The 13632-nt window shown below is 45.0% G+C and carries 15 protein-coding genes; 10 read left to right on the top strand and 5 right to left on the bottom strand.

The window, feature by feature from the left end:
- Positions 1-25 precede the first annotated feature (25 nt).
- Positions 26-1063, top strand: a complete 1038-nt coding sequence (locus tag VC82_RS02240) for a quinone-dependent dihydroorotate dehydrogenase (protein WP_045800933.1) — start codon at positions 26-28, stop codon at positions 1061-1063.
- Here VC82_RS02240 and VC82_RS15885 read toward each other — a convergent pair.
- Complete coding sequence (locus VC82_RS15885; protein WP_313777716.1) at positions 1060-1269, bottom strand: Dabb family protein; 210 nt, start codon at positions 1267-1269, stop codon at positions 1060-1062. The two genes, VC82_RS02240 and VC82_RS15885, sit on opposite strands and share 4 nt — an antisense overlap.
- Positions 1270-1545: 276 nt before the next feature.
- Between VC82_RS15885 and VC82_RS02230 the strand changes: the two genes are divergently transcribed.
- Positions 1546-2172 (top strand): LysE family translocator, encoded by a 627-nt coding sequence (locus VC82_RS02230; protein WP_218917638.1) that lies wholly within the window; start codon positions 1546-1548, stop codon positions 2170-2172.
- Between the two features lie 121 nt (positions 2173-2293).
- Complete coding sequence (locus tag VC82_RS02225) at positions 2294-3160, top strand: hydroxymethylglutaryl-CoA lyase (RefSeq protein WP_045803187.1); 867 nt, start codon at positions 2294-2296, stop codon at positions 3158-3160.
- A gap of 49 nt (positions 3161-3209) precedes the next feature.
- Here the strand turns inward: VC82_RS02225 and VC82_RS02220 are convergent, their stop codons facing one another.
- Positions 3210-5426 (bottom strand): TonB-dependent receptor family protein, encoded by a 2217-nt coding sequence (locus tag VC82_RS02220; protein ID WP_045800931.1) that lies wholly within the window; start codon positions 5424-5426, stop codon positions 3210-3212.
- Positions 5427-5720: 294 nt separating this feature from the next.
- Between VC82_RS02220 and guaB the strand changes: the two genes are divergently transcribed.
- Together guaB and VC82_RS02210 are read left to right on the top strand one after the other, a co-directional pair.
- Positions 5721-7193 (top strand): IMP dehydrogenase, encoded by a 1473-nt coding sequence (gene guaB, locus VC82_RS02215; protein WP_045800930.1) that lies wholly within the window; start codon positions 5721-5723, stop codon positions 7191-7193.
- Positions 7194-7232: 39 nt separating this feature from the next.
- Positions 7233-7553 carry a VOC family protein gene (locus VC82_RS02210; protein WP_245615951.1) on the top strand — a complete coding sequence of 107 codons (321 nt, stop codon included), beginning with the start codon at positions 7233-7235 and terminating at the stop codon, positions 7551-7553.
- Positions 7554-7564: 11 nt separating this feature from the next.
- Here the strand turns inward: VC82_RS02210 and VC82_RS02205 are convergent, their stop codons facing one another.
- From VC82_RS02205 to lysA, 3 genes are all read right to left on the bottom strand, one after another.
- Positions 7565-8074, bottom strand: coding sequence for a thioredoxin family protein (locus tag VC82_RS02205; protein ID WP_045803186.1), 510 nt, complete (start codon positions 8072-8074; stop codon positions 7565-7567).
- A gap of 74 nt (positions 8075-8148) precedes the next feature.
- Positions 8149-8559 carry a DUF3995 domain-containing protein gene (locus tag VC82_RS02200; protein ID WP_045800928.1) on the bottom strand — a complete coding sequence of 137 codons (411 nt, stop codon included), beginning with the start codon at positions 8557-8559 and terminating at the stop codon, positions 8149-8151.
- Position 8560: 1 nt separating this feature from the next.
- The gene (gene lysA, locus VC82_RS02195) at positions 8561-9802 is read right to left on the bottom strand and encodes a diaminopimelate decarboxylase (protein WP_045800927.1); all 1242 of its coding nucleotides are present in this window, start codon (positions 9800-9802) and stop codon (positions 8561-8563) included.
- A 162-nt stretch (positions 9803-9964) separates the two neighbouring features.
- Here lysA and VC82_RS02190 point away from each other — a divergent pair, with 162 nt between their 5' ends.
- The 5 genes from VC82_RS02190 (at position 9965) to VC82_RS02170 (ending at position 13591) form a co-directional block, all read left to right on the top strand.
- Positions 9965-10603 carry an LON peptidase substrate-binding domain-containing protein gene (locus tag VC82_RS02190; RefSeq protein ID WP_045800926.1) on the top strand — a complete coding sequence of 213 codons (639 nt, stop codon included), beginning with the start codon at positions 9965-9967 and terminating at the stop codon, positions 10601-10603.
- Positions 10604-10725: 122 nt separating this feature from the next.
- Positions 10726-11919, top strand: a complete 1194-nt coding sequence (sucC, locus tag VC82_RS02185; protein WP_045800925.1) for an ADP-forming succinate--CoA ligase subunit beta — start codon at positions 10726-10728, stop codon at positions 11917-11919.
- 216 nt (positions 11920-12135) lie between these two features.
- Complete coding sequence (locus tag VC82_RS02180; RefSeq protein ID WP_157517941.1) at positions 12136-12471, top strand: hypothetical protein; 336 nt, start codon at positions 12136-12138, stop codon at positions 12469-12471.
- Between the two features lie 273 nt (positions 12472-12744).
- Positions 12745-13080, top strand: coding sequence for a hypothetical protein (locus VC82_RS02175; RefSeq protein ID WP_045800923.1), 336 nt, complete (start codon positions 12745-12747; stop codon positions 13078-13080).
- Positions 13081-13189: 109 nt separating this feature from the next.
- Positions 13190-13591 carry a hypothetical protein gene (locus VC82_RS02170; RefSeq protein WP_045800922.1) on the top strand — a complete coding sequence of 134 codons (402 nt, stop codon included), beginning with the start codon at positions 13190-13192 and terminating at the stop codon, positions 13589-13591.
- Positions 13592-13632: the final 41 nt, after the last annotated feature.

Below are 13632 nucleotides of genomic sequence, written 5' to 3'. Positions count from 1 at the left end.
TATATTTTTGCCAAAAATCTTCTTAATGTACAAGTTTTTCTTGCGTCCATTGTTGTTTTTGTTGGATGCTGAAACCGCCCATCATGTTACCTTTTTTGCGATTAGGCTGTTGTCAAAGTTGGGCATCACATCCTTATTTCGGAAGATATGCGTGGTTGAAGACCCTCGTCTTGAAAGGGAGGTATTTGGCCTACGGTTCAAGAATCCCGTGGGTTTGGCGGCCGGTTTTGATAAGGATGCAAAGCTCTACAACGAACTTTCGGATTTTGGTTTTGGTTTTGTGGAAATAGGAACCCTTACGCCAAAGCCCCAACCGGGCAACCCGAAGAAAAGACTGTTCCGCCTAAAGGAAGACAAGGCTATCATCAACCGTATGGGCTTCAACAATTCTGGGGTGTTTGATGCGGTAGAAAGGCTCAAAAAAGAGCATAGGGTGTTGATCGGGGGCAATATTGGCAAAAACAAAGTAACGCCCAATGAAGAGGCGGCCAAAGACTATCTCATTTGTTTCGATGCCCTTTTTGAACATGTCGATTATTTTGTGGTCAACGTCAGTTCTCCCAATACACCCGGTCTGCGCGAATTACAGGAGAAAGAGCCTTTGATGGAGCTTTTAAAAATCATGAAGCGCGAGAATAAGAAATATGCCGCCAAGTTCAAGACCGCCGAAAAGCCGATTCTCTTGAAAATTGCACCAGACCTCTCCGAAGAACAGTTGATGGATATCATATATATCGTGAAGGCGACCCAATTAGACGGTGTCATAGCCACCAATACCACTATTGAGCGTAAAGGCCTAAAGTCGCACCTTACCTTGGCCGAGGAAAAAGGCGGCCTTAGCGGCAAGCCCTTGGCCCAAAGAAGTACTGAGGTCATTCGGTTTTTGGCCGAAAAAAGCAACAAGGCATTTCCGATCATCGGGGTTGGGGGCATTCATTCGCCAGAAGATGCCCTTGAAAAGCTTGATGCCGGGGCAGACTTGGTGCAGCTCTACACCGGATTTATCTATGAGGGGCCTTCCTTGGTAAAAAAAATAAACAAGTCCATTCTTGAAAGGGCCTAATCTGAAAGAGTCCAATAGTCCACTACCAAAACATCCTCAATGTGTGGTGAGGCCAGGGCGACAAACTTTTGGTGGTCAGGGTGTGGTAGATATACATCACGGCCGGCCTCGTTTTCGAAAGTCACGAAAAAACAATGGGTAAAACCCTTGTCCAATCCTTCAGGACTATTGTTGGGTCCCCATTCATAGGCTTTTATTTCGGCAATCTTTGTTGGCAGTTCAGAAAAAGCCGTTTCTATTTTTTTTGACCGTTTCTGCGGGTGTTCCCTCCTTGAACTTGAACAATACTACATGACGTAACACGCTATCGGTAAGTTGTTTCACGGGCAAATGGTTGTTTGTTTTAGGATTGGCAAGTGCCAAACCTTGAAAGACAATTATAAATACAATTACGAGAGCTCGTTCCATTTTTAATTCAAGGTACGATTTTATGGGGCACGAACATTGTAATTTGTATTTTCACCCCTCAAAATCGAACGGGTTTGAACCTCGAAATACTTGTAGCTTTTGTAATGGCTTCTGCCGCTTTGGCCATATCGCCGGGGCCCGATAATATATTTGTACTGGCCCAGAGCGTTTCATATGGTAGAAAATACGGTCTGGCCACAGTTGTGGGGCTTGTAAGCGGTTGTTTGGTGCATACCACTCTGCTGGCCTTTGGGGTGTCGGCCATTATCAACAAGAGCGATATGCTTTTTTGGATCATAAAACTGTTCGGGGCCGCCTATCTACTTTACTTGGCCTATAAGGTGTTCAAGTCAGGTGGTTCCATTGATGTGGCTGAAAGCAGTGTCTCCCCAAAAGGATTGAAAGATTTGTTTGTGACCGGGTTCACCATGAACGTGTTGAATCCGAAAGTAACGATTTTCTTTTTGGCTTTTTTTCCGGGATTCCTTTTCAGCGAGACCTTGGGCACCGTTTGGCAATTTTACATTTTGGGCTTGTTGTTTATGGCGGTTACCTTTTTTATTTTTGGGGGAATTGCCGTTTTGGCGGGAAGCATAGCCGAATATCTTAAAAAACACCCCAACACCGGAACTTTTCTAAAATGGTTGCAGATAGTGGTCTTTGTGGGCATAGCCGCCTACCTGCTGCTATCTGATAAATAGTGGTAATTTTGGGTGGTTCTTGAACGGTGACCGAGAACATCGGTTATTATTGATGGGAATAGGCGACCACGATTTATATCGGTGGCTTACTGACCAAAAAACCTATAAACAACAAGGCTACATGCCCGAACAGGTAAAGATTATCGAATGCCCGCGAGATGCCATGCAAGGCATCAAGACCTTTATTCCCACCAAAGAAAAAGTACGCTACATACAGTCGCTTTTAGGGTGTGGATTCGATACCATTGATTTTGGCAGTTTTGTATCCCCCAAGGCCATACCGCAAATGGCCGATACCGCAGAGGTATTAGTGCAGCTTGATCTTTCCAAGACGCGGAGCAAATTGCTGGCCATCGTGGCCAATGTACGTGGTGCAAACGATGCCTGCCAGCACCAGCCCATTGATTATTTGGGGTACCCCTTCTCGATTTCCGAGAATTTTCAAATGCGGAACACGCACAAGACCATTGCCCAGTCGGTAGATACCCTTAAAGAAATATTGGAGATTGCCAACAGGGCAGAAAAAGAGGTGGTTACCTATATTTCAATGGGGTTTGGCAATCCGTATGGTGACCCCTGGAATGTGGAAATAGTGGGGGAGTGGACAGAGAAGCTTGCGGGTATGGGCGTAAAGATCTTGTCGCTTTCAGATACTATTGGCAGCTCAACGCCCGAAGTTATAGATTACCTGTTCTCGAACCTCATACCCAAATATCCACACATTGAGTTTGGTGCCCATTTACATACGACCCCCAGTAAATGGCACGAGAAGGTCGATGCCGCCTACAAGGCCGGTTGTCGCCGGTTTGATGGGGCCGTGCAGGGTTTTGGGGGCTGCCCCATGGCAAAAGACGAACTTACCGGCAATATGCCCACCGAAAAGATGCTTTCTTACTTTACGGCAGCCAAGGCCGAAACCAATGTCAACTGGATGGTCTTCGAGGCTGCCTACAATAAGGCTACCGAACTATTTTCTGCCTACAAATAAAAAAACGCCCGAAATTTTTCGGGCGTTAGATTTACTAAACTGGAAATTGCTAATACCGAAGTTCAAAACCGGCATAGATTCCAAAAGGATGTCCAGGGCGCAGTCCGGCCGGTACCCTGGCCACGGCATAGGTTTCGTCAAATAGGTTGATAACGTTGGCCGTAAGTGCCAAATGGTTGCCCAATCGGTATTTACCTGCCAAGTCAAAAATAAAGTTGGAATCAACCCTTTCACTGGCCGGAATAGGCCCAGAACCGGCCTGAGTTCTAAACTCACCGTTATAACGGACGCTTAGGTTGACCTCGTATTTTGAATGTTCCAGTGAAAGTGTGGTGTTGAATTGGTGCTTTGCAATATAGGGCAACTCATCGCCCACATTGACCTCGCCCCAGATATCGTTTTCACTTCCAAAACTGTTCAAAAATTCTGTATCCGTAAACGTATAGCCAAAAGTAACGGGCAGAATAAAATTCTTGGCATTGGGCAATAGGTTGTAGTTCAGCAGCACTTCCACACCCTGTACTTTTACCTCACCTGCATTGAACTGGTCTAGACTTCCTGTGCCGCCCGTGGCTGCAAGGTCGCTGCCCAATAGGTTGCTGTAGTCGTTATAGAAACCGACCACTTCACCTGTAAATCCGGCGTAAGAGAAACGGCTTCCCAATTCATAATTGATGCTTTCCTCGGGTTTCTCGCCAGGTTGGTTGCTAGGTGGTGAGAATCCTTTGTGGACACCACCGAAAACTGAGATGTTGTCAAAGTTATAGTTGAAACCGATTCCGGGAATGAAGACATCCACTTTGTTCTCCCTTTCGGAAAGATCGACCCCCGTACGCGCCACATCATTGCTTCCATAGTTGGCCCGTGAAAGCGTAATGTTTTCATACCGAAGCCCGGGCGTTAATGTAAGGTCGTTGTATTTGAGCTTATACTGGGCATATGCGGCAAAGGCACGGGCATCGCTGATGCGATTTGCATTGGTGCCGGGTACCCCAGCGTTGACCAAAGTCATATTACCGTTGTTCATAGCATAGTCATCAACCCATTGAAAGCGGTCTTCTTCGTCATAGTGGTAGCGAAGCCCCACTTCTATATCATGAAAGGTTTTCTCGCCGGTCCAATGATAATCGAGTTTTGTCTGTACACCGGTCGATAGATAATCGCGGTTATTGGCCTTGACCGCCAACAGATCGTCCGCATCGCTATTGATCGCGCCCCTCACAAGGTCGTAATGGGCAACAAGGGTATTGGGGGCTTCCAAAATATTGGAGATGCCCTCGCGTTCACCATCAATGGTCACATAGTCAAGTTTATACCAGTTGCGACTAAAATCGTTGTAGTACCCCGTGGTGGTTATTACAAAATAGTCACTGAACTTTAAGGTGTGCGTACCCATAAACTGCATATGCTCGGTATTCATTTCATCAATTTGGGATCCGGCATATCGCCTAAAGGGAGTGTCTTCGAAATCTTGTTGGGCCAATCCCAAATACGTTTCGTTCGAGGTTTCATCCGAATACTGGAACTTCAGTTCGAATTCGTGTCCCACCTTTGCCTCGGGATTGGTGTTGACCCTGAATTTGGCCATCAAATCGTTTTTGTCAAAACCGGTATCGGCACCATTGTCAAGCTCTTTAAAGCCGTTGGAATTATAGTTTAGGTATTCGATGGCATAACCAAAGTTTTTCTTGCTATCGCCCAGCAAGGCGTGAACCCTTCCACTTTGAAAGCTGCCATAGCTCGAGTTCAACACGGCGCTAAAGGTGTCGGGCACTTCTGTTGAAAGCATATTGATGGCACCCCCAGTGGTGTAGGGGCCATACTGGATTTGGCTACTCCCTTTTAAGATTTCAACCGCCTGCATGCGTGCTATCGTAGGAAAGTAATAGGCCGAAGGGGCACTATAAGGGGCGGGGGCTATCAATACGCCATCTTCCATCAAGGTGATTTTTGCACTCCTTTCTGGCGAAGTACCGCGGAGGCTGATATTGGGACGAAGTCCGAAACCATCCTCCTCATACACGTTGACCCCTGGTACGCTTCTCAAGGTGCGGTTGACATCGGTATAATTGAACTTTTTGATTTCCTCTGGTGAAATATAGTAGGAAGACCCTGTTCTGTTTCGGGCCTCGAACTTGCTGCCAAAAATTTTCTTGGCCGAGATCACCACTTCATTTAACCTAACTGAATCCATAGCTTGGGGAGTTTGCTGTGCCCAAACACCCACGAAAGCAAATAATGCGAAGAGCGTTACCGTCTTGTTCATTTTATTTAGACTATTTAAAAATAAACTGCCGCAAAACTAAATCATAAAATTGAGTTAACAATGCTTATTTAGAATAAATAAAAACAAAGAATTATTAATGGTTCAGAACCAATAAATTAGCAGATGTTAAAATTTTTCCGGAAGGAATAGAATAGCCTATCTCTTTTTTCCAATTTGGGGCATGGGTGCTCTGAAATATGGATTGGCGCCAAGATAATACCTGTCTATCGGAATACGCTGCTCTAGGGTTGAATTATATGTAGTATCTTTGCACGCAATTAATCTGTAATTGCCATGGAAGCCCACCTCCAAAAAATTGTCGGCGAAGGTCTCACTTACGATGATGTTCTTTTAGTGCCGGCTTATTCCCAAGTACTTCCCCGCGAGGTAAATATTCAAACAAAATTCACCGGTAACATAACCATCAACGTGCCCATAGTTTCAGCCGCTATGGATACCGTTACCGAGTCAAAAATGGCTATTGCCATGGCACGTGAAGGTGGTATTGGGGTGCTGCATAAAAATATGACCATCGAGCAGCAGGCCATGAAGGTTCGAAAGGTAAAACGTGCTGAAAGCGGCATGATCTTGGATCCTGTAACCCTGCCGATAGATGCCGTGGTGCGCGATGCGAAGGCCAGTATGAAAGAGCACAGTATCGGGGGAATCCCCATCGTGGATAAAGATCAAAAATTGCTCGGTATAGTCACCAATCGCGACCTCCGTTTTGAAAAAAACAACGACCGGCCCATTACAGAGGTGATGACCTCAGAGAATTTGGTCACTGCCAAAAAGGGCACTACGCTTACCGAGGCCGAAGATATTCTTCAAGAGAATAAAATCGAAAAACTACCTGTGGTCGATGACGATTATAAATTGGTTGGCCTGATTACGTTTCGCGATATAACGAAGCTTACCCAAAAGCCCATAGCCAACAAAGACCAGTATGGGCGGTTGCGGGTCGCTGCTGCCATTGGCGTTACATCCGATGCCGTCGATAGGGCGGGGGCCTTGGTCAAAGCAGGTGTTGACGCCGTGGTAATCGATACGGCCCATGGGCATACCAAAGGGGTGGTCACCATTTTAAAGGAAGTCAAAAAAGCCTATCCTAATTTGGAAGTGGTGGTGGGCAACATTGCTACCGGAGAGGCGGCCAAATATTTGGTCAAGGCCGGTGCAGACGCTGTTAAGGTGGGTATTGGTCCGGGATCCATCTGCACTACCCGTGTGGTGGCAGGTGTCGGTTTTCCCCAGTTTTCGGCCGTGCTAGAAGTGGCTGCGGCCATAAAGGGCAGTGGTGTTCCCGTGATTGCCGATGGAGGCATACGGTATACCGGTGATATACCCAAGGCCATTGCGGCAGGCGCCGATAGTGTGATGCTCGGCTCATTGTTGGCCGGTACCAAAGAGTCACCGGGCGAGACCATTATCTATGAAGGCCGTAAGTTTAAAAGCTACCGGGGCATGGGCTCGGTCGAGGCCATGAAAGAGGGTAGCAAAGACCGCTATTTCCAAGATGTGGAAGACGACATTAAAAAATTGGTGCCCGAGGGCATTGTGGGGCGTGTGCCCTACAAGGGCGATCTGTACGAAAGCATGCACCAGTTTATCGGCGGACTCAGGGCCGGTATGGGCTACTGTGGCGCCAAAGATATTGCCGCCCTTAAAGAGAATGGCCGTTTTGTAAAGATAACTTCCAGTGGTATCAACGAAAGCCACCCGCATGATGTGACCATCACCAAAGAGAGTCCGAACTATAGCAGGTAGGATTGTAGAGGCGATATGGTGAACAACCAAATAAATTATGTGGAATTCAAGGCTATTGACCTTGAAGAAATTAAAAGGTTCTACACCGAATGTTTTGGCTGGAGCTTTACAGACTATGGGCCTACCTATACTGCTTTTTCAAATAGCGGTCTTGAAGGCGGATTTGAAAAGACGCAAGAAATGATAACCAATGGCGTTCTTGTGGTTTTATACAGCGAGAACCTTGAAGAGATCAAAAAGGTTATTGCTATGGCAGGTGGTCAAATATCAAAAGACATTTTTTCTTTTCCGGGTGGAAGGAGATTTCACTTCCTTGACCCTTCTGGAAATGAGCTTGCCATTTGGTCAGATAAAGTTTAGCGTGTCAATTCTTATTTCCCCACCCCTGAATAACTTTTCCAGTCTTGGGTCTTGTAGATGTCATCGCCAAAATAACGGGCAATCTGTAGAAAGGGCTCAACCTTTTGGTAACCGGGAACGGGGGAGAGCATGTTCAGGTTTTCATCTAAGAATACCACAGTCGGGTAGCTTAAACGGCCCTGCAATAAAGCCGCTGCCAGTTCATGGTAGCCCCGCCTGCCCGAGGGCACATATTTAAAGGTTTTGCCGTTGTATTCTATGGGTTCTTTGCCCTCGGCATCCATTTTTACCATATGAAAGTTGGCTTGCATATAGGCTGCCACTTCTGGATTTTGAAAGGTGTCTTTGTCCATTTTTTTGCACCAACCGCACCAATCGGTGTACACATCAACAAACACCTTTTTGGTGTTTCCTTCATTTTTGGTTAGGGCCACGGCCTCTTTCCATGTCAACCAGTTGATCTCTTGGGCGCTTATAGTGGTCGCAAAAAGTAAGGTCAATACAAAAGTTATCGTCCGCATCGTCATAAATTTGAGGTTTTAGTCTATCGACTATATCAAAACTAACGAAAATTGTGCCAAAAAAGTATTTACCATCATTGTAGTGAAATTGCAATGAGGATGGCCACCAGAAGACATAGAGGGCTGTAGTAGCGATTGTCCATCTTGGCAAACGGGGTGTCTTTAATAGTTTTAAAAAAGCCTATATGTCTAAAATCGCCCACGGCCCTTGCAAGAAAGAGCAGGCCAATGAAAATGTGTGCATACACCAACCAATCGGCCACAATAAGGTTGAACAGTTTTGCAATAAAGAGTAGGGCAAACAACAGCAAAACGGAACCCACCAAAAAAGTGGCAGTTTTACCCGGCAGGGCCACCTGTTCTTGGTCTTTTGGCCGTGGCAGCACCTTTTCGGGGTGTTTGATGCCAAAAAAGCCCCAATACATATGCAGAAAACCCAGCGATAGTAGGATGATGCCAATGATCAGGGTGAAGGCATTTTCCATACTATTTTGCCGAAACCCGTTCTTTTCGAGTCGAGAAAAGTTCTTTCACATCTATTTGATTGTTCAAGATGTCGTCGAAATCTTCACGTTCACGAATCAAATATGCCTTGTTCTGGTGCCAAAGCACCTCTGCCGGACGGTAACGTGAGTTGTAGTTGCTGGCCATGGTAAAACAATAGGCACCCGCATTTTTGAAACAGAGAATGTCACCTTCGGTGATTTCGTTGATCCTGCGATTGCTGCCAAATGTATCGGTTTCGCAGATATACCCTACCACCGAGTAATAACGCTCGCGCCCCTTGGGATTTGAAATATTGACTATTTCGTGGGAGGCCCCGTACAACATTGGCCGTATCAGGTGGTTGAAACCAGAATCCACACTGGCAAAAACGGTCGAAGTCGTCTGTTTTACAACGTTTACCTTGGCCAAGAAATAACCAGCTTCGCTCACCAAGAACTTACCGGGCTCAAAAGCGAGTGTAAGTTGTTTGCCATACTCATCGCAGAATTCGTTGAAGCGCGTCGTCAATTTTTTGCCCAATTCCTCTACATTGGTCTGAATATCCCCCTCTTTGTAAGGCACCTTAAAACCACTGCCGAAATCGATGAACTCAAGGTCCTTAAAATTTCTAGCTGTCTCAAAAAGTATTTCAGAGGCATAGAGAAACACATCGATGTCAAGAATATCACTGCCAGTATGCATGTGAATGCCGTTGATGTTCATTTTGGTCAGCTCAACGATACGAAGAAGATGTGGTATCTGATGGATACTGATACCAAACTTAGAGTCGATATGCCCAACCGATATGTTCGAATTGCCCCCGGCCATGACATGCGGATTTATTCGTATGCAAACAGGTATGTCGGGATGCTTGCTTCCAAACTGTTCCAATATCGAAAGGTTGTCGATATTGATCTGAACCCCCAAAGCGGCGGCTTCCTCAATTTCTTCCAACGACACGCCGTTCGGGGTATAAATAATGGCCTCAGGCTTAAAACCTGCCAATAGGCCAAGTTTCACCTCTTGGATGGATACGGTATCAAGGCCACTGCCCAAACTGTTCATCAAACGTAAGATCGTGATGTTCGAAAGTGCCTTGGCCGCATAGTTCAATCGTAGGTTTTCAACACCTTTGAAAGCATTCGACAAACGATTGAACTGTGAAGCAATTTTCTCAGAATCGTATACGTACACGGGTGCACCAAAATCACGGGCAACTTTCAACAGATCAGTGGACTTCATATGTTGTCGATTTTACACAAAACTACCTTTTGTTGGGTAGTAAGACAAAAATTTTTCACAACAAAAAATAAATGCAACAAAATGTTATAAAAATAACAAATGATAAACAGAACTAAAGTTGTCATTTCTCCATGGGCTGTGTATTTTTAGAAAAAATTGACGATGCAACTGCCATTTTTCCCTTTACAATCTGTCTTTTTTCCTGGGGAGACCGTCCCCCTGCACATCTTTGAAGAGCGGTACAAGCAGTTGATAAACGATTGCAGACAAGAGGCCGTTACGTTTGGTATTCCGGTGTATATAGATGATACCATAGCCTACGGTACAGAGGTACAGTTGGTCGAAGTGGTTACTACCTATGAGGGTGGCGAGATGGATGTTGTCTGCGTTGCCCGACAGGTGTTCAAGGTATTGTCTTTTCAACATGAAATGAACGGAAAACTGTATGCCGGGGGCGAAGTGCAACTGCTTGAGTCGGTATACGATGCGCCCGAGTCGCAGCGTGCAGAGGTGCTGCAGTTGTTGAAAGAGTTGTATGATCTGATGGGGGTCGAGTTTCCCAATATTCCCTTAGAAAAATTCAATAGCTATGCATTTGCCCATAAAATGGGCCTTTCATTTGAGCAAGAGTATCAACTTTTGAAGCTCAATCGAGAATCTGAGCGCTTGTCGTATATACAACGTCATCTCGATGGTACCATCAAGGTACTTGACCAAATAAACCGCACTAAGGAAATCATCGACATGAACGGCCATTTTAGAAACTTTGACCCGTTGGATTTTAAAGATTTTGGGGCGTAAGGGGGCTTTTAACAACGATGTCTTCGCAAACATCGAATACCCCATCGTCAAATCATCACTTTAAATTATTAATTCTATTCGTGGTTTGCTATTTTTGTGGCGCAAACAAACAAGGCATATTTATGAATCTTCACGAATATCAAGGAAAAGAGATTTTGGCCAGTTTTGGCGTACGTGTTCAAAGGGGCATTGTTGCGCACAACGCCAAAGAGGCGGTTGACGCCGCAAAGCAGTTGACACAAGAGACCGGTACCGGCTGGCACGTTATCAAGGCACAGGTACATGCCGGAGGGCGCGGCAAGGGCGGCGGTGTTAAATTGGCAAAAAATCTCAAGGAAGTAGAAGAAATAGCAGGAAACATCATTGGTATGAACTTGGTGACGCCACAGACCCCGCCAGAGGGTAAAAAGGTGCACCAGGTCTTGGTTGCTGAAGATGTATACTATCCTGGCCCCAGTGAGACCAGTGAGTTTTATATGTCGGTCTTGTTGAACCGTTCAAAGGGGCGCAACATGATCATGTACTCGACCGAAGGAGGAATGGACATTGAAGAAGTGGCTGAAAAGACCCCCCATTTGATTTTTACGGAGGAAATCGACCCAGCGACGGGCCTTTTGCCATTTCAGGCCAGAAAGATAGCCTTCAACCTGGGACTTTCAGGTACGGCCTTCAAAGAAATGGTCAAGTTTGTCACGGCCCTTTACAAGGCATACGAGCAGAGCGATGCGAGTCTTTTCGAGATAAACCCGGTGCTGAAGACCTCTGACGATAAGATCATGGCGGTCGATGCAAAGGTTTCCATCGATGACAATGCCCTGTTCAGAAGAAAGCAATATGCCGAAATGCGCGACCTTCGTGAAGAAAACCCCATTGAGGTAGAGGCACGTGCCGTAGGCCTTAACTATGTGGATCTAGACGGAAACGTGGGCTGTATGGTCAATGGCGCGGGGCTTGCCATGGCCACCATGGACCTTATAAAAATGGCCGGTGGCGAACCCGCCAACTTTTTGGATGTCGGCGGTACGGCTGATGCAAAGAGGGTAGAGGAAGCGTTCCGGATCATTCTAAAGGACCCCAATGTCAAGGCGATTTTAATCAATATTTTTGGTGGAATCGTACGTTGTGACCGTGTTGCACAAGGTATTGTAGATGCATACAAAAATATGGGAGACGCCATTCAGGTGCCTATTATCGTAAGACTTCAAGGAACCAATGCCGAATTGGCCAAGGAGATAATCGACAATTCTGGTCTGGCGGTACACTCAGCTGTGCAGTTTCAAGAGGCTGCCGATAAAGTCAAAGAACTACTGTCGTAGACACGTTAAAATACAGTGTAAAAAAGAGGCCGTTCCAGGCCTCTTTTTTTTTTTTTTTTTGGCCATATTAACAATAATTGCATCAACATTGTTAAATAATTATAATATTTTCAAAAAATGGGGTTAAATGGAAAATAATTGGTAAATAAATGGTGTTTTCGTCGTCTATTTGGGCGTCATCAATTATTAATCATAAAACCAGAGTCATGAAAAAAATTGAAGTTATTATCGGCGCCGATCGCACTAGTATTCTATGGGGTGGCCATAGCGAACGTTACAGCGGCAGACCATCCCCCACAAAATTTGTCTGGGCAGATCCATCAACTATTGCAGGGCAGCACTTTTGATGTTGAAAAAGGCGCCATTACGGCAAGGGTACTTTTCAAAGTAGACGGGGACAACCGTATAGAACTTGTGGAGGTGGATTCGAAAAGAGCGGATTTAAAATGGTTCTTAAAAAGGAATTTGAACGGGAGAAAGGTCATCCTTACCGCTACCGAAAAGAAGAGCGATGCCTTTGTTATCGATATCAAGATAACCCCAGAAATTTAGACCGCTTTCAGCAAAAGGTCATGAAGGTGGTAAGAATTTGTTTTGCCGTTCCATACCTAACACTGGCGATGGATGATCTATCATGGTCTTAGCGAAACCCGATGTTTCGGTTAAATCATATCGGGGTTATCCCGTTACCCGAAATTTCAAAGTATTTTAGAATGAAGTTGTTTAAAATTCTGTTAAAACCACAATTGGTTGTAACATTTTAATTTTTGGGGCGTCTTTTCAATATATTCATCAATTTATCATCAATCTTAAAACGAAATCATCATGAAAAAAATCAGTCTAGTTTTAGTGGCAGCAATGCTACTACTATCAGGAAACGTATTGGCAGCAGACCTTGACGCCAACAAACCAAGTAAAAGTATTTCTACCCAAATTCAAAAAATGCTGCAGAACAATTCTTTCGATATTGAAGAGGGAGAGTTGTATGCACAAGTGCGTTTTACGTTCAACAACGAGGGGGAAATTGTCGTATTGTCGGTTGAGACAGAAGACAATGCCCTTGAAGGATTTGTGAAAGGCCGTTTGAACTACAAAAAGGTAGATGCCCAAAACACAGAAGAGGGCAAAATGTACACCGTTGCAGTGCGGATCACCGCATAGAAAACAGTGATTATTTGAATTAGTTAGAAAAATCCCGGGGCAACCCAGGATTTTTTTATACACTAATCCCTTTATTTTTTAGTTATTGTAGTAGGCCAACCGAACACCAATGAGCACGTACGAAGAAAAATTGAGCATATTATCTGAATTGATCGCTTTTGCCAGGGTCGATGACAAAATGAAATCTTCTGAATATGCTTTTCTCATACAAGTAGCTTTGAGCCTTGGAGTCGAAAGATCGGTTTTTGAAAAATTATTGAGGCAAAAAGCAAAGAAAAAAATCTTAGGGTCCCAAGCCGATAGAATAGTTCAGTTTCACCGGTTGGTTTTGCTTATGAACATTGACCAAGAACAGCACAAACAAGAAATCCAAAAGCTTCATGAAATTGGTTTGGCCATGGGGCTTCCACCCGCTGCCATTGACCAAGTATTGGAGGTCATGCACGAATATCCCGATAAAATTGTACCTCCAAACGTATTGCTCCGCATTTTTACCGCACAAAACAATTAATGTCATTCTGGCATTTACTTATTGAATTTTTATGACAAAAA

Origin of the sequence: Flagellimonas lutaonensis, assembly GCF_000963865.1 — a bacterium.
Lineage (GTDB): Bacteria > Bacteroidota > Bacteroidia > Flavobacteriales > Flavobacteriaceae > Flagellimonas_A > Flagellimonas_A lutaonensis.
The sequence above is the reverse complement of the archived record's forward strand: the minus strand, read 5'-3'. Positions and strand labels throughout refer to the sequence as shown.

Bases quoted from the DNA above. Each gene is read 5' to 3' on its own strand.
- VC82_RS02220 (WP_045800931.1), bottom strand. From the start codon at position 5,426: ATGAACAAGACGGTAACGCTCTTCGCATTATTTGCTTTCGTGGGTGTT.
- guaB (WP_045800930.1), top strand. From the start codon at position 5,721: ATGGAAGCCCACCTCCAAAAAATTGTCGGCGAAGGTCTCACTTACGAT.
- VC82_RS02205 (WP_045803186.1), bottom strand. From the start codon at position 8,074: ATGCGGACGATAACTTTTGTATTGACCTTACTTTTTGCGACCACTATA.
- VC82_RS02175 (WP_045800923.1), top strand. From the start codon at position 12,745: ATGAAAAAAATCAGTCTAGTTTTAGTGGCAGCAATGCTACTACTATCA.
- VC82_RS02200 (WP_045800928.1), bottom strand. From the start codon at position 8,559: ATGGAAAATGCCTTCACCCTGATCATTGGCATCATCCTACTATCGCTG.
- lysA (WP_045800927.1), bottom strand. From the start codon at position 9,802: ATGAAGTCCACTGATCTGTTGAAAGTTGCCCGTGATTTTGGTGCACCC.
- VC82_RS02190 (WP_045800926.1), top strand. From the start codon at position 9,965: ATGCAACTGCCATTTTTCCCTTTACAATCTGTCTTTTTTCCTGGGGAG.
- VC82_RS02170 (WP_045800922.1), top strand. From the start codon at position 13,190: ATGAGCACGTACGAAGAAAAATTGAGCATATTATCTGAATTGATCGCT.
- sucC (WP_045800925.1), top strand. From the start codon at position 10,726: ATGAATCTTCACGAATATCAAGGAAAAGAGATTTTGGCCAGTTTTGGC.
- VC82_RS02240 (WP_045800933.1), top strand. From the start codon at position 26: ATGTACAAGTTTTTCTTGCGTCCATTGTTGTTTTTGTTGGATGCTGAA.
- VC82_RS02225 (WP_045803187.1), top strand. From the start codon at position 2,294: ATGCCCGAACAGGTAAAGATTATCGAATGCCCGCGAGATGCCATGCAA.